The following is a 25,931-nucleotide window of genomic DNA, read 5'->3' on the forward strand; positions in this document are numbered from 1 at the left end:
GCCAGGCACGGCGTTGCTCGGATGCGGCGCACCCGAACGTGGGCACACCAACGCACCATGATACGCCCGCAGCGGCGCACAGTCGATCCGGGCCGCGCGCACCCCGCTAGACTGGGCCCGTGAGGACCTCCCCCCGCCCTCCCGTCACCCCCGGGCGCACCGCACCGTCACCCGATCCGTCCCGTTCGTCGCAGACCCCCGCGCTCTCCGGGCCGAGCACATCGTCCCTCCCACACCGCACGCCCCCGGTACGACGCCGCGCGCTCGCCGTCCTGAGCACCGTCCTATTGTGCGCGACCGCCTGCGCGGGACCGCAGCCCGACCCGTCCGCAAAGCCCGCACCCGAGCCCACCGGACCCGTTCCCGGGGTGGTCCGCAATGCGCCGTTGCATGCCGTGGACCCGGGCCTCGTGGCGGCCGCCCGGGACCTCCCCGAGACCTATCCGGGCAGTGCACCCCGCAAGGACGATCCCACCGCGCGGGTGACGCTGGGCCGCGCGAGTCCCGGGGACGAGGACTACCGGCACGGTTCCGTGGGGCTGTCCTTGGAGTCCACGGACCTGGCGGACCCTCGGTTGGGGGAGGACAATCACGACCTCGTCTCGATCCTGCAGTCCCTCCACGAACCGACCCTGCGCTTCGGGGGCAATTCCACGGACCGGCGCTTCTTCTTCACCTCGACCGACGAACCGATCCCCACCAATTGGCCCCTTGCCAAGGGGGAGAAAATCACCAAGGTCACACCGGCGGACCTGGAACGCGTCGCGGCACTCGCGCACCGCACGGGGACGTCCGTGATCCTGAGCGCCAACCTGGCCCGCTACGACCCGGACCGGGCGGCAGATCTGGCCGCACACGCACGTGCGACGTTCGGGGACCGGCTCGTGGGGCTGATGATCGGTAACGAGCCCAACGGGTTTCACCGGGGCTCGGACGACCCCCTCAACGTCAAGGGACCGGAGTGGAACCGGACGGTCTACGCTCGTCAACTCACCGCCTACGCCCGCGCGGTGCACCGGAAGGTTCCGCACCTGCGCATCGTGGCACCGGGGGCCTATTCCGATCCGTGGTGGGAAGTCGCCGCCGAGGCCCCGGGCACGGCTCCCTTCGCGCTCGCACTGCACCAATACCCACTCTCCGAGTGCGGGACGCGGTGGACCCGGCAGAAGCCCACGGTGACCAACGCGGTGGCCCCGCAGACCCGCGAGCGCGTGGACGCCCTGGTCTCCCGCGCCCGCTCCGTGGCGGACGAGCACCGCGTACCGCTGTGGATCACCGAGACCTCGCTGTCCTCGTGCCCCGGCGGGAACCAGATCACGGAGACCCTGGCCGCCGCCGTCTACCAGGCCGACTACTCCGTCCGGGTCCAGGCGCTCGCCGCGGAACGGGTCACCGCGCACTCGTCCCTGGGCCCGTGCCACGGTGGCCCGCCCATGTCCCCGCTGTGCTCGGACGGCACCGTGGGCTCGCCCGGCGAACGCTTCGGGCTGCGCGCCAACGGCCTCGCGCTCGCGTTGATCGCGAGCATTCCGCAGGGCACCATGACTCCGGCGCGCACCGGGTCCGAGGACCTCACGGCGTTCGCGGTGACCCACGCGGACGGGAGCACCTCGCTCGTGCTCTCCGACTTCCGGGACCCGGCCACCGCGGGCCCCCGCACCACCACGGTCACCACGCCCGGGCCGGTGCAGCGCGTCACGCAGTCCCAGTTGCGCGGCGGCTCGTGGCGCGCCACCGCTCCGGTGGGCGACGCCGCGGACGCCCCGGGCTCACCCGACGGCGCTACAGCCGGGGAGCAGGCGACGGACGACGCCGCGCCGGGGGCGACGTCGTCGTACCCCGCGGACCCGCGCGTGCACCTGAGCGTGGAGAACGCACTACGCTCCTCGGCCGACGGCGCGGTGAGCGTGGACGGCTACGGCCTGCCCATCACCCCGCCCGCCGACCGACCCGAGGTCGCTGGGGTGCGGTCGGGAGCGACGTCGTTCGCGGTCTCACTGCCCGCCGGCACCACCACGGTGCTTACCATCGAGACGGAACACGCCACGGCCCGGCCGAGCGCCACCGCGTCACCCTCCGGGGACGGGACCCCCATCCCGAAGGCCACACCGGGGGTGCCCCGGGCCACCACACGCAGCGGAGGTCAGTGAATGAACACGACGAGCGCACACGGGGAGTACAAGGTCCCCGGCGGGAAACTGGTGGTCGCGGACTTCGACGTCACGGACGGACACCTGGAGAACGTGTCCATCAACGGGGACTTCTTCCTGGAACCGGACGAGGCGCTCGCGGACATCAATGCGGCCCTGACCGGTCTGGCCGAGGATACGTCGCCGCAGGACATGGTCGAGCGGATCGAGGCGGCCGTGCCGCGCAACGCCGTGCTGTTCGGCTTCGACGCGCGCGCCGTGGTGATCGCGGTGCGCCGAGCGCTGGCCCGGGCCACGAGCTGGTCCGATCACGCGTGGGAGGTGATCCCCGCGCAGGTGCGCCCCACCCTCGAGAACCTCGCGCTGGACGAGGTGCTCGCCAAGGAGGTGGGCGCGGGACACCGCCGTCCCACGCTGCGGATCTGGGACTGGGACGAACCCGCTGTGGTGATCGGATCGTTCCAGTCCGTGCGCAACGAGGTGGACCCGGAGGGGGCCGCGCGTCACGGGATACAGGTGGTACGCCGGGTCTCCGGGGGTGGGGCCATGTTCATGGAGGCCGGTAACTGCATCACGTACTCGCTGTACGTGCCGCAGACCCTGGTGGACGGGATAAGTTTCGCGGATTCCTACCCGTTCCTGGACGCGTGGGTCATGCAGGCCTTCGCGGACCTGGGGGTCGAGGCGTTCTATGTACCACTCAACGACATCGCCACGCCCCAGGGCAAGATCGGGGGAGCGGCGCAGAAGCGCTTCGCCAACGGCGGGATGGTGCATCACGTGACCATGAGTTACGACATCGACGCCGAGAAGATGACGGACGTGTTGCGCATCGGCAAGGAGAAGCTCTCGGACAAGGGCACCCGCTCCGCGAAGAAGCGCGTGGACCCGTTGCGACGCCAGACGGGGCTGGCCCGCCGGGACGTGATTTCGGCGCTGACCCGCACGTTCACGCAACGCTACTCGGCCGGTGTTGGTAAGGTCTCAGACAGCGAACTCGCCGCCGCCCGGGAGCTGGTGGAGCACAAATTCGGGACCGAGGGATGGATTCACCGCGTGCCGTAGGTACTATGTGCGATAGCAATCAACGGCTCCGCTGACCGACGGCCCGCCCCCCCGGGACGTGATCCCCAGCGTCGCCGTGGCGGCAGCGTTGTCCGGTGAGTGTCGCTCGATTCCGACCCCCCCACCCACGGAGTGCCACGTGTCCATGAACCAGTTCGAGTTCGACGAAGAACAGTCCCGCCCGCGCGGAAAACACACCGGACGCAACATCCTGCTCACGGTGCTGGCCCTCCTGCTGGTGGTGGGCGTGGTCGCCGGTCTGTTCGTGTGGAACCTGGGTCGCAACTTCGATCGTGGGGCCTCGACCCTGGAATCGGCGTTCCCCGAGGAGTCGGCCCGCCCGGCCAAGGGCTCCGCCCAGGACGCCGGCACCACCGTGTTGCTCCTGGGTTCGGACAAGCGCCCCGACGGTGTGGACCCCAACGTCACCGGCTCCCGCGCGGACTCCATCATGCTGCTGCACATCCCCGAGGACGGGGGGCAGATGTACGTCATGTCCATCATGCGCGACACGTGGGTGGACATCCCCGGGGTGGGGGAGTCCAAGATCAACGCCGCCCTGGACCACGGCGGGATGCCGCTCATGGTCAAGACCATCGAGCAGAACTTCGGGACCCGCGTGGACGAGGTCGCGCTCGTGGACTTCGCGGGCTTCGAGGGCCTCACCAACGCCCTGGGCGGGGTGACGGTCAACGTCCCCGAGGCCTTCACCTCCCAGGACGGACACCGCTTCGAGGCCGGGCCCCAGGAGCTGAGCGGGGAACAGGCGCTCGCGTTCGTGCGGGAGCGCTATGCGTTCTCGGACGGTGACTACCAGCGGGTGCGCAATCAGCGCGCGTACCTGCAGGCCATGATCAACAAGCTCGTCAGTGCCGGCACCCTGACCAATCCGCTGAAACTCAACGAGGTGGTCAAGGAGATCTCCCCGTACCTGACCGTGAGTGACGGCCTCACCTCCGGTTGGATCGCCCAACAGGCCCCCAAGCTCGTGGGCCTGAGCAGCAGTGACATCCACATGTTTACGGTGCCCAACAACGGCGTGGGCACCTCCGCAGACGGCCAGTCGATCATCGTCGCGGACACCGACGCCATGCAACGGATCGGCAAGGCCATCTCCGACGGCACCCTGGACCAGTACGCCACGTCCCTGGACCAGCAAGGCCAGTAACCGCTCGACCACCCCCACCCATCCCGACTCGTGACCCCCCGCGAGAGGCCCATGAACCGCACACAACCCCCCGCAACCGGTACCTCACCGGGTGACCAGCCTCCGTTGAGGGTGCTGCTCATGGCCAGTTCCTACTGGCCCGAGCACTCGCCGCCCCAGCGGCGGTGGTACTCGCTCGTGAGCCACCTGCGGGAGCGGGGGTGGACCGTGTCCGTGGTGTGTCCCGTGGCGCACTACGGGGCGGGCCCGGACTACTCGACGCAGACGCGCGGTCGGGCGTGGCGGCGGCAGGCGGGGTTCCTGGGTGAACACATCTACCGGGTGCCCTACGTGTTCCTCGGGGACAATCGTGCCGGGAAGTTGCTGGACCAGCTCGTGAGCGCGGCCGCGTCCGTGGCGCGCGGGCTGTTCACGGGCCGCCAAAACGTCGTGGTGGTCACGGCGCCGTCGTTACCGTTGCTGGCGTCCGCGTTGCTCGTGGCGCGCGTTAAGGGGATCCCCCTGGTCGTGGAGATGCGGGACGCGTGGCCCAACCTGGCCGAGGACGCCTCCCTGGTGCGCGGCGGGTCCAAGTCCGTGGTCAACCGCGCCGTGGTGTACGTGCAGAACCGCGCGGACCTCGTGGTCACGGTGACCCAGGGCTTCGCGCGCACCCTGCGCGAACGAGGGGTGCACAACGTGGTCACGGTGCGCAACGGCATCCTCCTGGAGCGCACACCGCAGCTGCCCCCGCCTCCGGCACGACGGCGCGGGCTGCGGGTGCTGTACCTGGGCAACCACGGCGAGTCCCAGTCCCTGGACCGGCTCATCCGCGCCGCCCACCTGGCCGGGGACTCGGTCCATCTCACACTCGTGGGTCACGGCAGCCGCAAGCCCGCACTGCAGCAGCTGGCGCACCGGCTCGGCGCCAACGTGGAGTTCCTGCCCCCGGAGTACCGCGAGCGCGTGTTCGAGCGCTATCGCGACGCGGATTCGGTTGTGATCTCCCTGCGTGACGACTGGAAGTCGTTCGAGGACACCATCCCCTCCAAGACCTACGAGGTGCTCGCCGTGGGCCGGCACATCACCGCGGTCGTTCGCGGCGAGGCCGCCCACGTGCTCACCGACGCGGGCGAGGGGGACATCGTGGCCTCCGATCCCGAGCAGATCGCCGCGCTGTGGCGCGCGCTCGAGGCCGACCGTTCGCGGCTGGTCCCCAGTGGGTCCGGCCGGGAATGGGTGCGGCACAACGCGGACTACGCGGACCTGTCCGTGCAGTACGACCAGCACCTGCGCGCCACCGTCCGCGAGTACTCGCGCGTGTGCGGTCAGGGCGTGCTGCCCCGCCTGGGCAGGGTGCTGCGTGCCGTCACGCGCGGCGTCGCGGGGGCGGGTTCGCGCGAGTCGCCGTTCACCGCCCGTACGGCCCACGGCGGCGCTGCGCAGGGTCGTCCCGCCGCCGAGGCGGATTCCGGCACCCCTGATACCGACCACGCCTCTCGACGCCAGGGCGTCGCGGACGCGAGCCGCGGGGGCGTCGAGCGGATGGCCTCATGAGCTCACGGCGCCGCGAACGGTCCCGTGAACTCGCGGTCAACGCGTGGCTCACGGCTCGCACGATCGGCCAGCACGTCACCGACGACCCCGTGGTCTTCTGGTTGCAGGTCTCCCGCCGGTTGCCGCGGCGCTGGGTCACCCCCGCGGCCCGCATCCTCTCACGGGTCCCCGGCCCGCGTTGTCTCGCCGCCCGGGCCACCGCCCTGCATGTCCTGGGGGACGACGACGCTGCTCGCGTCGCCCTCTCCCGCGCCCTCGCCTCTGCAGGGGATTCGGAGCTCACGACGCAGGACCCGGGTCACGAGCACCGGGAACACGCAGGGCCGGACCAGACGCGTCCGGGCCCGCCGCGGCCGAGAACGGCGCTGAGCTCCCTGGCGCGGGGGGGCAGGAACGGGGACACATCGGCGTCGTTACGCGGCGGCGCGGAAGTGGCCCTGAGCATGGGGGACACCGGCCTCACCGCGAGCTTGCTCGCCGCACTCCCCGCCGACCATCCGGGAGCGGCTGCGACCCGCGCGCGCCTCGAGTGGTACCACGGCAACGTGGACCGCGCCGTGGAGGTGCTGGGCGACGCCGAGGCCCTCCGGCGGACCACCCGCGGTGAACGAGCCCTCGCGCGCCGCCTGGCCGCCGAGCGGGATCTGCTGGGCGACTTCTTCCCGCGGCTGGAACCTGTACGCGATTACCGGCCCAGGGACCGCACCGTGCTCTACGCCGTGACCAACTCCCTGCCGCACACCGCGAGCGGCTACGCGCAGCGTTCGCACTCGTACCTCACCGCACTGCGGGACGAGGGGTGGGACGTCCACGCCATGACCCGCCCGGGGTACCCCGTGCAGGTGGGCAAGGTGCTCGCCCGCCACACAGACGTCGTGGACGGCATCTCGTACCACCGCGTGCTCCCGCGGCGGCTGTCCGCGACCGCCACGGGACGTGTGCAGCAACACGCGCACGCGCTGCTGGAGCTCGCGCTGCGCACGCGGCCCGCTGTCCTGCACACCACGAGCCACTATGTCAACGCGTTGGCCGTACACGCGGTGGCCCAGGCTTTGGGTATCCCGTGGGTCTACGAGGTTCGCGGACTCCTCGCGGACACGTGGGCCGCGACCCGCCCGCCGGAGGCCCTCACGTCCGAGCGCTACGAGCGCTTCCAGGCTCGCGAGGCGTGGGCTGTGACCACCGCGGACCGCACCGTGACGCTGGGTACGGAAATGGCCCGGCGACTCGAGGAGCTGCCTACACCGGCATCCGCCTCCGAAAACCCCCTGCGCGTGGACCTGGCCCCCAACGCCGTGGGCGGGGCCCTCGTGGAGAACGCACCCTCCCGACACGACGCCCGCGCCGCCCTGGGCCTCGCCCAGGAGACGTTTCTGATCGGCACCGTGACCTCCGTGGTGGACTACGAGGGCATTGATGACCTGTTGCGCGCCGCGGCCCAACTGCGCCCGCACATACCGTCCCTGGCGGTGCTCGTGGTGGGGGACGGCGTGGCCCGCCCCACCCTGCAGCGGTGGGCCCGCGAGCTCGGTCTCGAGGACGTCGTGACCTTCACCGGCCGCGTGGACCGAGCCCTCGCACCGCAGTACACCGCGTCCTTGGACGTCTTTGTGATCCCGCGCAAGGACCGCTCCGTGACCCGCGCGGTGACCCCCCTGAAGCCGGTCGAGGCCATGGCTGCGCGCACCGCCGTGGTCGCAAGTGATCTGCCCGCCCTGCGCGAGAGCGTGCGCCACGACGAGACCGGGCTGCTCACACCGCCCGAGGACCCGGACACCCTTGCCGAGACACTGTTCGGCCTGGCCCGGGACCCCGAGCGCCGCGAACGCCTCGCGAACGCCGGACGGGACTGGGTGGTCGCACACAGGACGTGGCGGGTGATCGCCCAGCAGGCATCCACGCGGTATGGTGAATTGAATGAAGACGTCCCCCGGACAGCGATCTACCCCCCGAGGAGACCGGAGCATGACTAGCAACACCGCCCAGGTCAGCGGGGGACTCGGGCAACCGGAGGACCGCACCGTCGAGACCTTCGACCCCACCGCGATGCACGCCGTGGGCGCCCGCCCGCCCCTGCGTAAGTACCTCCAGGACCTGTGGGCCTCCCGTTACTTCATCCTCTACGACGCCCGCGTCCGCCTGGCCGTGAGCCAGGACCACACCCTGCTGGGCAAGGCATGGATCGTGCTCAACCCACTGCTACTGGGCTTTACGTTCTATCTCATCTTCGGGCTGCTGCTGCGCACCGGCCGGGGAATCGACAACTTCGTCGCGTTCATCGTGCTCGGACTCACGATGTTCTTGTACAGTTCCCGCTCCGTCGTCTCCGTCTCCCGCTCCATGACCTCCGCCAAGGCGCTTGTGCGCGGCTTCATGTTCCCGCGTGCCGCGCTCACGCTGTCCATCGTGGTGCGGGATGCCATGACACAGCTCTACGCTCTCGCGGCGATCCTGGTGTTCCTGCTGATCGTCCCGCCCCTGGAGCCCATCTCGTGGACGTGGCTGCTGCTGATCCCCGTCTTCGTACTTCAGAGCATCTTCAACTGGGGACTGGGCATGCTCCTGGCCCCGGCGGTGCACCGGATCCCGGACGTCTCCAACATCCTGTCCTTCTTCATGCGGCTGTGGATGTACTCGTCCGGTATCTTCTACGACCCTTCCCGCTTCGTGGACGACGAGCGCATTCTGGCCCTGTTCCACTTCAACCCCCTGTACCAGGTGCTCTACATCAGCCGCGATCTGGTGCTGCGCGCGCAGGTTCCCAGCTGGTCCTCGTGGGCCGTGTTGGTCACGGCATCCCTCGGGATCCTGATCATCGGTTTCCTCGTGTTCTGGCGCAACGAGGAGAGCTACGCGGATGAACGCTAGTCACGACGACGTCGCGTCGCACGCCCCGGGTATGTCGGGCGTTTCCGCGCAGCGCCTCAGCGGTGTGCCCGCCCCCGGCGACGGCGCTCCCGCACCTGCGCGGGAACCCGGCGCCGGGCCCGCCGTGGTGATCGACCACGTGAGCATGATTTACAATGTCACGTCCACGGGCGGTGGGGACGAGGTCCCGGTCTCCGCGCCGGTGCGATGGGCCCGGCGAGCGCTCGGGCGGCCCCCGATCGTGCGTAACCTGGCCGTCCACGACGTCACGCTCGCGGTGCACCAGGGCGAGTTCGTGGGGTTCATCGGGCGCAACGGGTCCGGGAAGTCCACGCTCATGAACATCGTGGCCGGGCAGATGAATCCTACGTCGGGGCGGGTCTACTCAGTGGACACCCCTGTGAAACTGGGGGTCAACGTCTCATTGGTGCCGGCGCTGTCCGGGGAGAAGAACATCCGCCTGGGCTGCCTGGCGCAGGGTATGCACCCGCGCCGGGTGGACGAATTGTTGCCCGAGCTGGTGGAGGTAGCTGCGCTGGGCAAAGCCATCCACTGGCCCATGAAGGCGTACTCCTCCGGGATGGCCGCGCGCTTACGGTTCGCCGTGGCCACCGCCACAGACCCGCACATCCTCATCCTGGACGAGGCTCTGTCCACCGGGGACGCCCAGTTCCGCGAACGCGGGCAGGCCCGCATGGCCCAGATCCGCGAACAAGCCGGGTGTGTGCTGTTCGTGTCCCACTCGATGAACGAGGTACGGGAGATGTGCACCCGGGTGGTGTGGCTGGACCAGGGGGACACACTCATGGATGGGGACCCCGAGACCGTCACGGAGGAGTACGAGCAGTTCATGAAGCAGCTCGCCGCCGGCAACAACCTGGCTGCCCACAAACGTAAGTTCGAGCTGATGGATCGGCTCGTGCGCACCGAACTGCGGGAGGTGCACGCGTGAGTCCCCGCTCGCTGACCGGTGATCTGCGCACCCAGTTGTGGCACCTGCGCCACGGCGGGGTGTCCCAGTGGCGGACCTACCGGCGCCGGGCGGGACTGCCCGCGGGACCGTCCGCGAGCGCCGTCGTCACCGGAGCCGGCCGCGACGCCGCCTCCGCCGGGAACGACGGCGCGCAGCGCACGGTCTCGTTCGCGGCGCAGGAGTGGCCCGAGCGCGAACCGGTGCGCGGGGACCTCACCGCCGCGGTGATCCTGGACGACTTCTCCTTGCGTGCCTTCCACTACGAGTGGCACCAGGTGGTGCTCACACGGCGGAACTGGCGCGCCGAACTGGCTGCGCAGCCCGTGGACCTGCTGTTCGTGGAGTCCGCGTGGCACGGCAACGCGGACGAGTGGCAGTACCAACTCACCGGGACCTCGGGCGTGAAGGAGTCGATGCGCGAGCTCGTGGCCCACTGCCGCGAGCAGGGGATCCCTACGGTGTTCTGGAACAAGGAGGACCCGCCACACTACGACGACTTCCTGGAGTGCGCGCGACTGTTCGACACCGTGTTCACCACGGACGTCAACAAGATTCCCGACTACCACCGGGACCTGGGGCACGAGCGTGTGGGGGTGCTGCCCTTCGCCGCGCAACCCGCCGTGCACAACCCCGCGCGGCCCCGGCACGGGTTCCACGAGCGGGACGTGGCCTTCGGGGGGATGTACTTCGCCCACAAGTTCCCCGAGCGGCGCGAGCAGATGGACGTGCTGCTCGGTGGCGCACATGATGCCTCGGCGAAACTTGACAGGGGGCTCGAGATCTTCTCCCGCTACCTGGGCCAGGACGAGCGCTACCAGTTCCCCGAGCCCCTGGACCAGCATGTGGTGGGCTCGCTGGGTTACGACCAAATGCTCACCGCCTACAAGGCGTACCGGGTCTTCCTCAACGTGAACTCGGTCGTGGATTCCCCGTCCATGTGCGCGCGGAGGATCTTCGAGATCACCGCGTGCGGCACTCCCGTGGTCTCCACACCGTCCGAGGCCGTGCGACGGTATTTCTCCCACGACCAACTGTCCGTTGTTGCGGACCGCGAGCACGCCGCGGACGTCATCCGTGCCCTCGTGCGCAGCCCGGAACTGGCAGATCGCATGGTACACCGCGCGCAGCGCGAGATCTGGGCGCAGCACACCTACACGCACCGCGTGGAGACGATCGTGGAACGCGCCGTCCCGCAGCTCGCCGTCGCCCGCACCCGGCCCAGCGTCACCGTGTTGCTGTGCACCAACCGCCCGCATCGACTCCCGGACGCCCTGCGCGGGATCGCGGCCCAGGTGGACGTGGAGCTGGACGTGGTGCTCGTGGCCCACGGCTTCGACCCACGGGCGCGGGACGTCCAGCGCGTCGTCGAGGACTGCGGGATCCAGCGCGTGACCACCGTGGCCGCGGACGCGTCCCTCACGCTGGGGGAGTGCCTCAACCTCGCGGTCGAGCACGCCACCGGGGACGTGCTGTCCAAGATGGACGACGACGACTGCTACGCCCCGCGCTACCTCGCCGACCTCCTGGACGCCCTGCGCTATGCGAACGCGGACGTGGTGGGCAAGCAGGGGCACTACATGTACGTGGAGTCCCAGGACGCCACCCTGGTGCGCTTCCCACACCGAGAGCACCGATACACGGACTTCGTCATGGGGCCCACGATCACGGGCTACCGCGAGGTCTTCCGGCAGATTCCGTTCCAGCGGCGCAGCACGGGGGAGGACACGTCCTTCCTGGCCGCGGTGCGCGAAGCCGGCTACGTCATCTACTCGGCAGACCGCTTCAATTTCGTCCAGTTCCGCGGCTCGGACAGCCACACGTGGCAAGTGTCCGACGCCGCTGCGCTGGCCTCGGGACGTGTCGTCATGTTCGGGGACAGCACCCGTCATGTGACGATATGATCCTAAGGATTCTGCATGTTTACGTTGAAAATGAATGGAAGTTCCGGTCAATCGGAACGAACCAGCAAACGCGTGGTGAGGTGCGTCAATGAGTGAGCCGTTGGAAGTCGTGTTCGTGGGGCTGGGGTACATCGGTCTACCCACCGCGGTGGTCATGGCGAATCACGGGGTACGGGTCCACGGCGTGGACGTGAACGCCTCCGCGGTGGAGCGGATCCAGCGCGGCGAGGTCACGATCGTGGAGCCGGGGCTCGAGGAGCAGCTCAAGAAGGCGATCGACAGCGGCCAGCTCACCGCGACGACCGAGATGCAGCACGGTGACGCGTTCGTGATCGCGGTGCCCACCCCGTTCAAGGAGAACTACGAGGGTGACCTGTCCTACATCCTCTCCGCCGCGGAATCCATCGCCCCGCAGCTGCGCGGGGACGAGACCGTGATCCTCGAATCCACTTCCCCGCCGCGCACCACCCAGACGCTCGCCCGTAAGATCATGGAGCTGCGGCCGGACCTGTCCCTGGACGGCGAGGACGGCAAGCCCGTGGTGTACTTCGCGTACTGCCCCGAGCGCATCCTGCCGGGCAAAGCACTCGAGGAACTGATCAGCAACGACCGCATCATCGGCGGCAGCACCCCCGAGGCCGCGCGCCGCGCCAAGGAGGTCTACGCGTCCTTCTGTCAGGGTGAACTGCTCGCCACGGACGACGTCACGGCGGAGTTGTCCAAGCTCACGGAGAACTCATTCCGTGACGTGAACATCGCGTTCGCCAACGAGCTGTCCCTGATCGCGGACAAGCTGGGCATCGACGTGTGGGAGCTCATCGAGCTGGCCAACCACCACCCCCGTGTGAACATTCTGCAGCCGGGCCCCGGCGTGGGCGGGCACTGCATCGCGGTGGACCCCTGGTTCATCGTGGCCGCCGACCGGGAGAACTCACGCCTGATCCGCACCGCCCGCGAGGTCAACGACGGGAAGCCGAAGTGGGTCATCTCCAAGGTGGAGGAAGCCTGCTCCCACGTTGAGTCCCCGGTGATCGCGGCCCTGGGCCTCGCGTTCAAGGCCAACATCGACGACCTGCGTGAATCCCCGGCCATGAACATCACCAAGGACCTGGCCGAGCACGTGAGCCACGCGACGGTCCTGGCCGTGGAGCCGAACGTCTCCGAGCTGCCGAAGGGTCTGCAAGGCCTACCGAATGTGCAGTTCGCGGACTACCAGGACGCGATCGAGCGCGCGGACGTGATCCTGCTGCTCGTGGACCACGACGAGTTCAAGACCCTGCCGGCCACCGCGCTCAAGGGCAAGGCCGTGGTGGACACCAAGGGTCTGTGGCGCTGAGTCACTGAGGCGGGGGCGGTGGGAGCACCGTCCCCGCCGCCCCCGCATCGTCTTCTCGCGCGCACCCCCGGCGCGCCGTATCCCCCAGGAGCACCCCCATGCATCCAGACGAACGCCGCGATCCGGCCCGGTTGCGGGAACTGGTGTACCGCCAGGTCGCCCGGGATCCGCGTGGCACGTTCGATCAGCTGGAAGCAGCACAACGCAGGATCCGGTCCTTGGAGGCCGCGGCCGCCACGGCCCGGTCTCGGATCGAGAAGCTCACCGCGCAGAACCGCACATTGGCCGCCTCGTCGACGACTACGGAGGAACGGGCATCGGAGTCTGCCGCGGAACCCGCCGGCGACGGAACCGGGGCCCCGGTCGAGGACGGTACGTCGGCGGCCGCCACGAGCCCAGCAACCCGGGTTCACGACGACGCCGCGGCCACCGGCCCGTCGTACCAGACGCCCCACGCGTCGTCGGCCGGTACCGAACCGACCGCAGAGGTCGAGCCCTCCCTCGAGGACGTCCTGGCCACCCTGGAGGCCGAGCCCATCGCGGCGCACTTGTCCGCTGCCCTCAACCGGCTGTGGTATCGCGAAGGGGACATCACACGTGCGGCGGAACTGGTCGACCGCCACCGCGGCCTGCTGCCGGATCTCACCGAGAAACAGCGCTACTTGACCGACCGCATCCTGGGCACCGTGGCATTGGACCGCACTGCGGCGCGACTCGTGCCCCCGCGCTCCCGCGGTGCGGCGTACCTGCCCGAGCGGCAACGCGTCCTGTACTGCGCGTACTCCACGCCGATCTTCCATTCGAACGGGTACAGCGTGCGCACCGAGGGAGTGGTGGCCGGGCTGAAGGCCGCCGGCGCTGACGTGACCGTGATGGGGCGCTCGGGCTATCCGTGGGACATCTCGACCGCGCGCGTCAAGCCTCGCAAGCGGCGCCACGTGGAAACGCGCAACGGCGTGGACTGGGTGCACGTGCCGGAAGGCAACATCAACCACCTCGCGCCGGACGTCTACGTCAATGTCGCGGCCGATGCCGTGGTGCGGCAGGCCCGGTTGCTGCGCCCGTCCGTGATCCACGCGGCGTCGAACTACCTCAACGCGCTTCCGGCGCTGGTCGCCGCCCGGCGGCTCGGTGTGCCGTTCGTCTACGAGGTGAGGGGTTTGTGGGAGGTCACGGAGGCCTCTCTGAAACCGGGATGGGACGAGACGCAGCGGTATGTGAACCAGGCAGCCATGGAGACCCTGGTCGCTCGTGAGGCGGATGCCGTGCTGGCCATCACGCAAGAGGTCGCGGACGAGCTCGTGCGCCGTGGGGTGTCCGAGAACAAGATCACGCTGCTGCCCAATGGTGTGAACACGGATGAATTCCTGCCGCTGCCCCGGGACACCGGCTACGCCGCGAAACGCGGGATCCGCACGGATGTGCCCGTGATCGGGTTTGCGGGCTCGCTCGTGGCCTACGAGGGTCTGGACACGCTGCTGCAAGCGGCCAACATCCTGCGCGGGCGCAAGGTGGACTTCCAGGTGGTGATCGCCGGCTCCGGTGGGGTGTACCCCGACCTGAAGAGTTATCAGGTCCGCAATAAGCTGCAGTCGCGAGTGAAATTCGTGGGCCGGCGGCCCGCGAGTGAGATCGCCCGGTTCATGAGCTGCGTGGACATCGTGGCGTGCCCCCGCACCAGCTTGCCCGTGACGGAGATGGTTTCGCCGCTCAAGCCACTCGAGGCGTTCAGCGCAGCCAAACCGGTGGTGCTCTCGGACGTCTCACCGCACCGTGCACTCGTGGGTGCCGTGGAGGGAGAGAGCGCCGGGCCGCGCGGTCTGCTGAGCCGAGCCGGGAACCCCAAGTCCCTCGCGAACGCGCTGCAGAAGCTCATCGAGGATCCTGAACTGCGCGTGTCGCAGGGGCAAGCCGGCCGTCTGTGGGCCGTGGACGAGCGGCAGTGGAGGAACCTCGGCCCGGTGGTCCGCCGGGTCTATGCCCAGGCCACGGCGGACCACGACGCCCTGGCACACGGTGGCCGGTCCCTCAAGGATCTGCGGATCGGTCTGATCGCGGACGAGTTCACCACGGAGACCCTGCGCCGCTCGGCCACGATCATCCCGCTCGGCCCGGCCGATTACGCCGAGCAACTGGCCGGCGAGAACCTGGACCTGGTGTTCGTCGAATCGGCGTGGTCGGGCAACGGCGGTGCGTGGCATCACAGGGTGGGGTACTACTCGGACGAGGAGCACACGCAGCTGCGGGACCTCCTGGCGCGGTGCCGCCACGCCGGGATTCCCACCGTGTTCTGGAACAAAGAGGATCCGGTGCACATCAACCGGTTCCGCAGGACCGGGGCGCTGTGCGATCACGTGTTCACCACGGACGCGGACATGATCCCGGAGTATCTTCACGCAGCGCGTTTCCTGAGCGGCGGTCGCGCCGTTACGTCCTCTTCCCTACCCTTCTATGCCCAACCCGCGATCCACAACCCCCTCCCGGGTGCACGGGCGCCGGAGGACACCATTGCCTATGCCGGGACCTACTACGGGCAGCGATACCCCGAGCGCTCCCAGCAGCTCGAGCAATTGCTCGGCACGGCCAAGCCGTACGGGCTGGCCATTTACGACCGGCAATTGGCCATCCCGGACTCACCGTACCGATTCCCACCCGAGTTCAGGCAATGGGTGCGGGGGGCATTGCCCTACGACGAGGTGATCGACAGCTACCGCGCGCACGTGGCCAGCCTCAACGTCAATTCCGCCCCGTACTCACCCACCATGTTCTCCCGCCGGGTCGTGGAGATCGCGGCGTGTGGGGGAGCGGTCCTCTCGAGCTGGGCGCGGGGCATCACCGAGACGTTCGACGGTGGCATTCCCTGCACCAACAACGCGGCATACGCCAAGGCTCTTCTGGGGGCATGGAGCGCCGATCCGGAAGAGCGGTTGCGCGAGGTGTGGCTGCAGCTGCGCACGGTCTTGCGCGCGCACACGGTGGACACAGCCCTGGTGATCCTCGCACGTACCGCGGGTCTACCGATCGAGGCGTTCTCGCTGCCACGGTGGGGTCTCACCGCGCGCCCCGAACAGGTCCCGGGGATCCTGCGTCAATCCGTCCTGCCCAGCACGGTGCGGTTGACGGACGACGACGCCGCTGCCCGCGCCGCGCTCGAGGCGCACGGCGTACGCGTGCTCGGCTATCGCGAACCCTATCCCCACGACGTCGAGTTCTGGGCGTACCCGCCCGAGGACCCCGCACGGACATGGGCGGAGGACCTGCTGCAGACCACGCGCTGGGGGCACTGGGACAAGATCGTTGCGCACTCGCGCGGGGCGGACGAGGATGCTCGAGTGTTCGCGGTTGCCGGTACGAACACGCACGATGCCTGGGGAATGCTTCGGGCGACCCTCGTGAAAGACCCGGACACGTCGTTCCGTGCCGTGGACTCGGCCGCCACCCTCACGGTGACGCTTCCGCCATCGGACGAGCCCACGCGTCAGCTCGTGGCCACCCCGTCCGGTGAGAGTGCGGTGGAGCGGGCCGGCACGATCCTTGTGGCGGGACACGACCTGAAGTTCATCTCCTCGTGGCTGAATCACCTTCGTGCCGCAGGGGCACGAGTGCTGGTGGATCAGTGGGACAACCACGCGCATCACGATGAACAGCGCTCCGCGGAGTTGCTCGCGGAAGCGGACGTGGTGTTCTGCGAATGGGGTCTGGGCAATGCGATCTGGTACTCGGAACACGTGAACGACCACCAGCGGCTGATCGTGCGGGTTCACGCGCAGGAATTGCGCGGGCCCTACCTGCGCCGGATCCGGCACGAGCAGGTGTCCCAGTACGTGTTCGTGAGTGATCTCATGCGCGAGGCCGCGATCACGAGTCACGGGCTTCCCCGCGCCACGTGCACGGTGATCCCCAACGTGGTCCGCACGGCGGACCTGGCCCGTGACAAGCACGAGAGCGCGCTGAAGACCGTGGGGTTCGTGGGGATCGTCCCTCAGTTGAAACGGCTCGACCGCGCCGTGGATCTCATGGAGCAGCTCGTGGCCGTGGATCCCGAGTTCTCGTTGCGGGTCAAGGGTAAGCGTCCCGAGGACTACGAGTGGATGCACAAGCGACCCGAGGAACTCGAGTGGTACCGGGCGTGCTACCGCCGCGTCGACGAGCTCAATCAACGCGCCGGCCGGGAGGTCATCCGCTTCGACCCGCACGGCAACGACATGGCCGAGTGGTACCGGGGTGTGGGATACGGCATCTCGGTGAGCGACCACGAGTCATTCCACCTGACCCTCCCGGATGTCGCAGCATCCGGTGGTGTTCCCGTGTCCCTGGACTGGCCCGGTGCGGATCTCATCTATCCCAGGGAATGGCTGGTCTCGTCCGTCCACGAGATGGCGCAACGCATCCTGGATCTCTCGCGAGACCCGGAGACGCGCCGTTCGTTCAGCCACAACGCACACGACTTCACGACATCCACGTTCGACGCCGCCGCCGTCCATGAGCAGTTGGACCGCGCCCTAGCCCCCATCGGAGGCCCACGATCATGAATGCGCACCCGACCCCAGTGGGCGCCGCCGCCGACCACGCCGACGCGGTCGATGTCCTCAGTGACCTTCTGGCCCAACAAGCGCAGGAAATTCGCCGACTGAGCGAGGAACTGGTGGCCAGTTACGAGAAGGAGATCCGGTTCTTCCAGAACCTCGAGTCCCGGGACGAGCAACTAAAGACGCAGGAACGGACCTACCTGAAGAAGGTGTGGTGGTTGGAGTCCGAACTCCGTAAAACGCGTGAGGAGCGGGACACTGCCCGCGAACAGTGGGAGCGCACTAGGGCCTCGCGTACCTTCAGGTTGCAACGACGCGTGTGGAAGCTGCGGAAGGCGGTGCGGTCATGGCGATGAACATGGACCAGGTGAAGCGACGGCGTGCGAAGGTTCGAACGCGGATCAAGGAACTACAGCTGAGGGAAGCCACGGCTGCAACGGACCAGCACTGGTTCCACTCCCGGGCGTTCAAGGACTACGCGCGCCGTAACCGCACGGACCGGTTGAACCCGGTGATCGCGCAGGAGCAGTATCCCGAGTGGTTGTCACACAACGGGCGAGCCGAGCAGGTCCGCGACCTCGTGGAATCCGTGGCGGGGCTGCCCGATCACACCGGTACCCGTGTCTTGACCCCGCACCCGGCCCGGGTGGCCATGATCGCGGATACGTTCCTGTACGAGACGTACGAGGGCACGGCGAACATCACGTACGTGACACCGGAGAACTTCCGGGACGTGGCTCGCACCAGCGATGTGCTCATCCTGACATCCACGTGGCGGGGCCGGTTCGAGGACTGGCACGGCACCACGGCGTCCGCGGGGCTCGTGCGCTCCGAGGTCATCCCGGCCTTCCGCGCACGCGATGTGCCCGTGATCTTCTACTCCAAGGAAGACCCGCCCAACTACGCCCGGTTCCGTCCCCTCGCCCAGGAAGCGGACGTGATCTTCACGTCCGCACAGGAAATGATCCCGAGCTACGCTGCGGATTGCCCCGAGGTGGGGGACATCCGCCCCCTGACCTTCGGTGTCAACCCCCTACTGCACACGCCCGTAGGATCCCGGCGGGTACGCCACTCCGAAGTCTTGTTCGCCGGGTCCTGGCTCTCTCACAAGTACCCCGCCAGACAATCGGCGGCGCGGTTCCTGTTCTCGGGCGTCCTGGATGCCGGACGGGATCTGTTGATCGTGGATCGGAACTCCTCCCTGGGCGATCCCAAGTACTTCTACCCCCGGGAGTTCGTGGACCACGTGGGCCCAGGGCTGGGCCACCGTGAACTCATGAAGGTCCAACGCAGCGTAGACGTCCATCTCAACCTCAACTCGGTCACCAATTCCGGGACCATGTACGCCAACCGAGTGGTGGAGCTGCAGGCGATGGGCGCGTTCGTTCTCTCCAACTACTCGCTCGCCGTCAACGATCGTTACCCCGAGGTCCAGCTGATCGACCGGCCGCGGGAGGTACCCCTCATCCTGGACGGCATGACGGGGGAGCGGCTCTACCGCGCACAGTCCGACGGTTTGCGGCGCGTGTGGGAACACGACACGGCGTGGCAGCGCATGTCGGACATGCTCTCCGCCGTGGGTGCCCCCGTCGCGTCCTTGCACGAACGAGTGGCGGTCGTTCCGGACGGTGACACCACGATCGACCACGCGCGTGAGATCGCCGACACGCAGACAGCACTCGTGAGCGTCCTCACTCGGGGCGAGTTGGCGCAGCGCCGGGATGACTTCGACGTCGTCGTGCCCGTGTCCGCCGATCATGACTACGCGAGCGGCCACGTGCGCGACCTGCTCAACGTATTCAGGTACGCGGACGTGGACGTGGCCACGAAGAACGGCTTCGAGACGAACGGCGGGATCACGAGCCTCGACGATCACGAGCTCACGGGCCGGGTTCGCAGCAGTGCTCGCAGCGGCCTCCGCGTCCAGGCGGACACCCCGGTGCTGCAGACGTGGCTCGACTCCGGGCGGGTCGAGGGGCGGGCCTACAGCACCGCGCCGTTCGGCGCGGGGCCCCGGGTTGGCGAGCGCATCGAGGTCACGCTCACCGACGCCCCACAGTTGACCGTGGTGGTCCCGGTGTTCAACAACGGCAAACACCTGGTCTCCAAGTGCTTCCGCTCCCTGGAACGCTCCACGATCTTCAGGGACATGGAGATCCTGCTCATCGACGACGGCTCCACCGATCACGACACGGTGCTCGCGGTGCGCGAACTCGCGGCGCGGTACGCCAACGTGCGCGCCCACTTCTTCGAGACAGGCGGATCGGGCAGCGCGTCCCGGCCGCGAAACGAGGGACTGAAACTCGCGACGGCGCCCTACATCACGTACTTGGACCCGGACAACGAAGCGCTCAACGATGGGTTCCGCGTGTTGCTGGAGACCGTCCGCGAGCTAGGGGTGCAATTCGCGATCGGGGACATGATCAAGCTCTCCTCGTACCGCCGGCACGTCCCGAACGTCAAGATCCTGACGAAGAACCTACCGGAGGATCCCACGGGCGGTCTGATGGTCCCGGAGGACGCCCTGCAGCGGATCAACTTCCAGCCCATGAGCATCCAGGCACTCGTGGCGAACACGCAATGGTTGCGCGCCATCGGTCTGCATCAACCGGTGGGTGCCCTGGGCCAGGATTCCCTGGCGTTCCAGCAGATGCTCCACGGGGCCAGGCGGATCGCTACGGTCCGCCTGCCCATCCACGTCTATTACGGGGCCGTGTCCAACTCGATGATCAACACGGTGGGGCCGAGCCTGTTCCGCAAATACCTACCCCTGGAGCACTACCGGGTGGAGTGGCTCCGACGGGAGGGGCTGTACGACGCCTATTGCCATACCCGGGTGGACGCATTCTTCGACGGGTGGCTCGTGAACAAGTTCAACCGTTTCGTGCCCGCGGAGCAGAAGGCCGAGTGTCGCGCGTTGCTGGACGAATTGTGCGCGCTCTACGAGGTTGAACTCACACACGACGACCCGCAGGAGCCGGCGTCGCCACTGCGCGTTGTGCCCCGGCCCGCGGAGGAGCAACTCGCGCCCGCGGATGTCCTCGTCGGCGCGGAGAACTGACCCGCATGGTGAACCTCGACGCGGCTCGGCGACAGGCGCTGGGCACCCACTTCCGTCCATCAGCCGATGAGGACGCCAAGGTCAACGATCTCAAGGCGGGCCGTCTCACCATGGCGCCGCACAAAGCGTGGTCGCTCCCGGAAGAACCCACCTGGCGGGAAAACCCTTTTCAGGACAACAACTGGCAGTTCCAGTACCACATGCTGCGGTGGCTGGACCCGCTGCGGCGCGCCGCCAACCGCGGAGATGTCGAGGCGGCGCAACGGTGGGAATTCTTGGCGCATTCGTGGATCGCCGCCAACCCACCCGGCGCGGGACAGACGCGGTGGTCGTGGATTGACATGAGCGACGGGATTCGAGCCATGGAACTATGTCACGGTCTCACGGTGGTGGGGGAGCAGGAGTGGCTCCTGAGCTCTCTCCACGACCATGTGGCCTGGCTGTCCGAACCCTCCCATCTCAAACGGGGTAATCACGGATTCCACCAACATGTGGGGCTGTTCGTACTGGGCGTGGTATTGGAAGATCCTGAGGTGACCGAACTCGCGCTCGAGCGGCTCTTCGACCAGCTCGCGGCGGCCTACGACGAACAGGGCGCGAATGAAGAGGGTTCTCTCGGCTACCACCTGCAAAACTACGAGTGGTGGAACGATGCTCTGAGACGCCTGGATCTGGAGGGGATTCCCCGCCCGGAACTCTCGCATCGACTCGACCTGGCACCGCAGCTGTTGGCCCACGCGACGAGTCCGCTGGGACGGTTTGCCCGGATCGGGGACACCGACGGTGGCAATCCCCGCAGGATCAACCACCCGCTCACTCGTTTCGTGGTCACTCAAGGGCGAGAGGGAATTAAGCCCGATTCGACCACTGCCATTTACGACGCCGGCTATGCATTCCTGCGTAGTGGTTGGGGAGAAGATCGCCCCTACCAGGATGAAACATTCGTCACGGCGGTATGGGGCCGGCAGGACAAGGTCCACGGTCACCGCGACGGTGGTTCGGTGACTTTTGGTACCGATGGGGTGCAATGGCTCGATGACTCGGGCAAGTACTACTACGGAAAGAGTCCCATGCGGGACTACGTCGTGGGCCGGGAAAGTCACAATGCCGTCGTCATGCCCGGAAAGACGTACCGGAGGGACACCGAGGTCTCCTTAATCGGCCACTCGGAAACCGGTGACCACGTGGACCTGACGTTCAGCGATCCCGGGTACGACGACGTCGGAATCCTTCGGCGACTCATCTACCTCAAGGCCCGGCGTCAACTCCTCGTCCTCGACTCCGTGGAAACCCCGGAATCCACCGTCGTGGAACAGTGCTGGAATTGTGGTCGCGACGTAGAGGCCCAGCGTCTCCGCACGGGTTTCATCCTTCGCCGCGAGAAGAAGAGCATCCACGTGAGCACCTTGAACGGCGGTCCGACGGAGGTCCGCCGCGGGGAAGAGAACCCCCTGGCGGGCTGGACGTCCACGGGATGGCGGAGGGCTTCACCCGTGGAGCAGCTGGCCGTCACCGGGCAGGGACCCTCGTGTTTCTTCCCGACTCTGATCGGCCCGTGGGACGAGGCGGCGGTTGACGTGCTCGGCTCCCGCATGACGCACGTTGCATTGCACGGACGGGTCGAAGACGTGATCCCGTCCGCGCTACTGGCACGGGATCATACGGTTTCAGTCGTCGAACACGCCCAGGACAACACCGGGATGGCGGTCACGGTGTCCCGCACGGACCGTGGCCTGGTACGCGTGGTTGTCCGCGGTGGCGGGCCTCTCTACGCGTTCTACCTCATTCGGTCCGATGGCGCCATTGAACGGACGCCATACAACCGGCGCTCGTCTCACACGTTCTACGCCGACGATTCGGCGTCCTGCCGTATCCGCGTGTTCTCCCGTGACAACGCGCAGACGATCAAGGTAAGGACGGTGACAGCGGCATGACCCCACAGAGAATGCTATACCCATGATGGATATAATATCGGTTTCGAGAAATACTGCGCACGCAAAGAACCCCCAATAAGCCTTTCACGCCCACGTCAGCTGTACGATGACCCGTAGAACCTTGCATAAGCTATCCCCACTTTCGATATACGGAAACCGCCCCGGGTGGTTCGCAAGTTCGCTTCCTCGGGCTATTCGGCGACAATCGCCTATCCATGCAATTTAATTCCTTTTCGCCCCCCACAGAAAGTCTCGGACATGATCTCGCACAGCTCTGCTCGTTCCCTTGCCCGGCGCCTTTTCTTGACCTCAACTGCGGCTGTCATCCTCCCGCTGACGTTGATCGGCTGCGGCTCGTCTCAGCCCGGAGAAACCGCAGCGGGTCAGACGAGCGCCGTGCCGGCTGAACAGACGTCGGCCTCGAACACCCTGCCGGACTTCAATGACAAACCCCTGTACGACGCCATCATCTTCGCGCGGGATAACGACGTCTCCTACACGGTGAAAGACCGCAAGGGACACACCCCAGAAACCAAGAACACGCGAGAATGGAAAGTTGTCTCGCAAACTCCCTCTGCTGGCACGCCTTTCGAACCGCGACACAAGATCGAACTAACCGTAGAAAATTCCAAGTAAGCTATCGAGCAGTTTTCCGGCGGGTTCACGGAGTCGTCGGTCATCTTTCGGAAAGGCCCATGGAGCCAGCAACCTACGAAGTCATCAGGCGCATCACGGACTCATTCGTGCCTGAGATCGCCAACGATGCGGCCCGCCAGCGCGCCCGCTGCTTTCTGAATGAGCGGGTCATCATGCATCCCACACTGGGTGGGATCGACGCCTCTCGGGTGGCGGTGTGGCAGACCCCGCTGCCTCGGACCCACGGACGTTATCTCCATGGCTTCCTGTTCTTCGCGGATTGGCATGCCACCGTTCTCGCCACTCCTGGGGGAAAAGAGACGGCCCATCAGCATGCGCTGAACTTGGTCCTCTCTTGGGCCACTTGCAACACCGGCGTTCCAGGTTCCTCAGACATGGCCTTTCACGATGAAACCACCGCGCAACGAAGCCTACAGATGGCGCGCTTGCTGGATGAGTTCCCGGGTGGTGTGCCCGAGGAGTACGTATCGGCCGTGCAAGCGCTGGTGACGCTGCATGTCGATCTGTTATCGGCTGCCTCGTTCTATGCCGGTAACAACAATCACGGGATGTTCCAGGACATTGCTCTACTTCGCCTGGTGACGTCGGACGTGGGTATGGCAGTCACGGACCCTCAGCACAGGGACGACCTACTGCACCTGGCCGCAGACAGGCTGCACCGTTACTTCACCTCAAGCTTCACCCGCGATGGCGTCCACGTGGAGAACAGCCCGGGATATCACTTGATGGTCAGCCGCTATCTTCGCGATCTGATTCCGGTACTGGACCTGCTGGAACCCGGTACATCCGCATCCTTGCACGGAATCTACGAGGGTGCTGAACGTTTCGCGACCCACATGATCATGCCGAACGGGTTTCTGCCGCCCCTCGGGGACACCAAAGTGGCCCGTGTGAGGGACATGTCCCACAGAAGTACGTTCTCCTCACCGGCCTACGACTATGCCGTCCACCAGGGGACCAGAGGAGTTGCGCCGTCGGAAACCACCGCCGTTTTCCCGGACGGGGGCTATGCGGTGCACCGTTCATCATGGGAAGTCCAAGACGCCGACTGGCTGGTCTTCAAGTCCGGGTACCGGTCGAACTACCACCATCACGCGGATGACCTCTCGTTGCTGGTGTACACCCACGGTCACCTGGTGTTGGGGGAGGCGGGACCATTCGGCTATGACTATTCTGACCCGCTTACCAAGTACGCGTTCTCCCAGTTCGCTCATAATGTCATCACCGTCGATGGCGTCAGCCAACCCCGTGCGGACCGGGAGCCCGGGGGCATCGAGTTCACTGATCACGGAAGCGAACCCACCGGGGAGCTGCTGGTCCAAGGTGTCAACAGACGTTCCGATCATTTCTGCCACATCCGTGACATTTCGACAGCACAGCTAGAAGATGCGCAGGCACCGCGGACCGCTGTCCATGTGGATGATCAGGTCACGACTGACGACGGGCACGAACACGACTACGTTCTTCGTTGGCATCTCGGCGCGGGTACTCGTCCCGTGCTTCGCGGTAACGGCCTGGAACTCTTTGTGGGCTCTCGAAAGGTTCTGGAGATGACCTGGTCTGGGCCTCGGCCTTCCACCACCCGGATTCGCCGGGCCGGGGAAGGCCCGGGTGTTCATGGACATCGTTTCCCCACATTCGGCAAATCCGAACCAGGTGCCGTCCTCGAGATTGCAGCACGAGGTACCTCATTCCGACTCACCACGCTCATCTGTACAGGTGACTTCACCCTGCGTGACTGGGGTGTGGGCGCACCAGGAAGCGCCTGGCGACAGTTCCAAGCTGAGATGCCTGTGAATTACCTACTCGAAACTCATCCCGGCGCACGCAAGCTCGTGGTGGTCTTCTCGGCCATGGCCCCCGTGGGGAGCTTCACGTACAACTATCGGGATGCCGTGTCGGTCCTCGATGCGCACACGCTGTTCGTCATGGACGACTGCGGTGATCAGGGAGCGTATTTCTTCTCTGACCACCGCGACGAGAGCATACGCCGGTCGGTTCTTTCGGCTGTGACGGACGTCAAGGATCGACTGGGAGTGGACTGGTCGGACGTGGCCTTCGTGGGCAGTTCGAAGGGGGGGACGGCGGCTTTGATCTTCGGCGGTACCGTCCCCGTGGGGCGGATCGTGGTGGGAGCGCCGCAGACACGGGTGGGCTCCTTCCTGAAAAAACCTCACCCCAACGTCCTCGAGTACATGACAGGGGGTACGGACGAGGCGGACATTGCATGGGCGGATGAGATCGTGCCTCGGCAGTTGCGCGGTCTCGCACCAAGCACCTCGGTTGAGGTGATCATCGGCACCCGAGACCACCATTATCGAGATCATTTGCCGCTATTGCGCCGGGAGCTATCGGCCATGGGCCATTCGAACCTCCTCGTGCGTGAGGTGCCGGGGCTGACCCACGCCGAGATTGGTCCTCCGTTCCGCCAGTTCATTAGGGAGCGATTGGGCCCGTGGGCCGGTGAGCGTAACCCTGGGGCGCAGACTGCACCCGCAGCGCCCGTTGTCGATGCCATGGCCCGGGGCGCGTGTGTCTCGGCCTCGGTGACGGGCACGGATCTCCCCGTGAGCGCGGCTTACTACCTGTATCGGGGCAAAGAGGCGATTCGCAAAACCGCTTATACGAAATACGCGTACGACATCCAGTTCGACGATGTCCCACCAGGCTTATACCGCGTCCGCTGTTTCCTGCGCACCCAGGTCACCGACACACCTACCGCCGTTTCATCTCCCTCCGTCAGGGTGATATGA

At 67.0% G+C, this 25,931-nt stretch carries 15 protein-coding genes; all 15 read left to right on the forward strand.

The window, feature by feature from the left end:
- Nucleotides 1-119 precede the first annotated feature (119 nt).
- A complete protein-coding gene (locus tag B3I25_RS05830) occupies nucleotides 120-2,150 on the forward strand; it encodes a hypothetical protein (RefSeq protein WP_286738237.1) in 2,031 nt (676 codons plus the stop codon).
- Nucleotides 2,151-3,215, forward strand: a complete 1,065-nt coding sequence (locus tag B3I25_RS05835; RefSeq protein ID WP_286738238.1) for a lipoyl protein ligase domain-containing protein — start codon at nucleotides 2,151-2,153, stop codon at nucleotides 3,213-3,215.
- 145 nt (nucleotides 3,216-3,360) lie between these two features.
- On the forward strand, nucleotides 3,361-4,383 hold the full coding sequence (locus B3I25_RS05840) for an LCP family protein (protein WP_286738272.1): 1,023 nt from the start codon (nucleotides 3,361-3,363) through the stop codon (nucleotides 4,381-4,383).
- Nucleotides 4,384-4,503: 120 nt separating this feature from the next.
- Complete coding sequence (locus B3I25_RS05845; RefSeq protein WP_286738240.1) at nucleotides 4,504-5,919, forward strand: glycosyltransferase family 4 protein; 1,416 nt, start codon at nucleotides 4,504-4,506, stop codon at nucleotides 5,917-5,919.
- Entirely contained in the window at nucleotides 5,916-7,892 is a 1,977-nt protein-coding gene (locus B3I25_RS05850) for a glycosyltransferase family 4 protein (RefSeq protein WP_286738242.1), read from the forward strand. Before B3I25_RS05845 ends, B3I25_RS05850 begins: the two co-directional genes overlap by 4 nt.
- Nucleotides 7,885-8,787 (forward strand): ABC transporter permease, encoded by a 903-nt coding sequence (locus B3I25_RS05855; RefSeq protein WP_286738245.1) that lies wholly within the window; start codon nucleotides 7,885-7,887, stop codon nucleotides 8,785-8,787. Before B3I25_RS05850 ends, B3I25_RS05855 begins: the two co-directional genes overlap by 8 nt.
- A complete protein-coding gene (locus tag B3I25_RS05860) occupies nucleotides 8,777-9,739 on the forward strand; it encodes an ABC transporter ATP-binding protein (RefSeq protein WP_286738246.1) in 963 nt (320 codons plus the stop codon). Before B3I25_RS05855 ends, B3I25_RS05860 begins: the two co-directional genes overlap by 11 nt.
- A complete protein-coding gene (locus tag B3I25_RS05865; RefSeq protein WP_286738247.1) occupies nucleotides 9,736-11,661 on the forward strand; it encodes a glycosyltransferase family protein in 1,926 nt (641 codons plus the stop codon). The genes B3I25_RS05860 and B3I25_RS05865 overlap by 4 nt, the downstream gene beginning before the upstream one ends.
- Nucleotides 11,662-11,749: 88 nt before the next feature.
- Nucleotides 11,750-12,997 carry a UDP-N-acetyl-D-mannosamine dehydrogenase gene (gene wecC, locus B3I25_RS05870; protein ID WP_286738249.1) on the forward strand — a complete coding sequence of 416 codons (1,248 nt, stop codon included), beginning with the start codon at nucleotides 11,750-11,752 and terminating at the stop codon, nucleotides 12,995-12,997.
- Between the two features lie 98 nt (nucleotides 12,998-13,095).
- The gene (locus B3I25_RS05875; protein WP_286738251.1) at nucleotides 13,096-17,529 is read left to right on the forward strand and encodes a glycosyltransferase; all 4,434 of its coding nucleotides are present in this window, start codon (nucleotides 13,096-13,098) and stop codon (nucleotides 17,527-17,529) included.
- Nucleotides 17,526-17,882, forward strand: a complete 357-nt coding sequence (locus B3I25_RS05880) for a hypothetical protein (RefSeq protein WP_131332923.1) — start codon at nucleotides 17,526-17,528, stop codon at nucleotides 17,880-17,882. Before B3I25_RS05875 ends, B3I25_RS05880 begins: the two co-directional genes overlap by 4 nt.
- A complete protein-coding gene (locus tag B3I25_RS05885) occupies nucleotides 17,873-20,587 on the forward strand; it encodes a glycosyltransferase (protein ID WP_286738254.1) in 2,715 nt (904 codons plus the stop codon). Before B3I25_RS05880 ends, B3I25_RS05885 begins: the two co-directional genes overlap by 10 nt.
- A 5-nt stretch (nucleotides 20,588-20,592) precedes the next feature.
- The gene (locus B3I25_RS05890) at nucleotides 20,593-22,521 is read left to right on the forward strand and encodes a heparinase II/III domain-containing protein (RefSeq protein WP_286738255.1); all 1,929 of its coding nucleotides are present in this window, start codon (nucleotides 20,593-20,595) and stop codon (nucleotides 22,519-22,521) included.
- 258 nt (nucleotides 22,522-22,779) lie between these two features.
- Complete coding sequence (locus B3I25_RS05895; RefSeq protein WP_131332925.1) at nucleotides 22,780-23,157, forward strand: PASTA domain-containing protein; 378 nt, start codon at nucleotides 22,780-22,782, stop codon at nucleotides 23,155-23,157.
- 107 nt (nucleotides 23,158-23,264) lie between these two features.
- The gene (locus B3I25_RS05900) at nucleotides 23,265-25,931 is read left to right on the forward strand and encodes a heparinase II/III domain-containing protein (protein ID WP_286738258.1); all 2,667 of its coding nucleotides are present in this window, start codon (nucleotides 23,265-23,267) and stop codon (nucleotides 25,929-25,931) included.

It is taken from the genome of Kocuria sp. UBA1838 (genome assembly GCF_002338785.1).
Taxonomy (GTDB): domain Bacteria; phylum Actinomycetota; class Actinomycetes; order Actinomycetales; family Micrococcaceae; genus Kocuria; species Kocuria marina.

Bases quoted from the DNA above. Each gene is read 5' to 3' on its own strand.
- B3I25_RS05835 (WP_286738238.1), top strand. From the start codon at position 2,151: ATGAACACGACGAGCGCACACGGGGAGTACAAGGTCCCCGGCGGGAAA.
- B3I25_RS05840 (WP_286738272.1), top strand. From the start codon at position 3,361: ATGAACCAGTTCGAGTTCGACGAAGAACAGTCCCGCCCGCGCGGAAAA.
- B3I25_RS05845 (WP_286738240.1), top strand. From the start codon at position 4,504: ATGGCCAGTTCCTACTGGCCCGAGCACTCGCCGCCCCAGCGGCGGTGG.
- B3I25_RS05850 (WP_286738242.1), top strand. From the start codon at position 5,916: ATGAGCTCACGGCGCCGCGAACGGTCCCGTGAACTCGCGGTCAACGCG.
- B3I25_RS05855 (WP_286738245.1), top strand. From the start codon at position 7,885: ATGACTAGCAACACCGCCCAGGTCAGCGGGGGACTCGGGCAACCGGAG.
- B3I25_RS05860 (WP_286738246.1), top strand. From the start codon at position 8,777: ATGAACGCTAGTCACGACGACGTCGCGTCGCACGCCCCGGGTATGTCG.
- wecC (WP_286738249.1), top strand. From the start codon at position 11,750: ATGAGTGAGCCGTTGGAAGTCGTGTTCGTGGGGCTGGGGTACATCGGT.
- B3I25_RS05875 (WP_286738251.1), top strand. From the start codon at position 13,096: ATGCATCCAGACGAACGCCGCGATCCGGCCCGGTTGCGGGAACTGGTG.
- B3I25_RS05880 (WP_131332923.1), top strand. From the start codon at position 17,526: ATGAATGCGCACCCGACCCCAGTGGGCGCCGCCGCCGACCACGCCGAC.
- B3I25_RS05885 (WP_286738254.1), top strand. From the start codon at position 17,873: ATGGCGATGAACATGGACCAGGTGAAGCGACGGCGTGCGAAGGTTCGA.
- B3I25_RS05890 (WP_286738255.1), top strand. From the start codon at position 20,593: ATGGTGAACCTCGACGCGGCTCGGCGACAGGCGCTGGGCACCCACTTC.
- B3I25_RS05895 (WP_131332925.1), top strand. From the start codon at position 22,780: ATGATCTCGCACAGCTCTGCTCGTTCCCTTGCCCGGCGCCTTTTCTTG.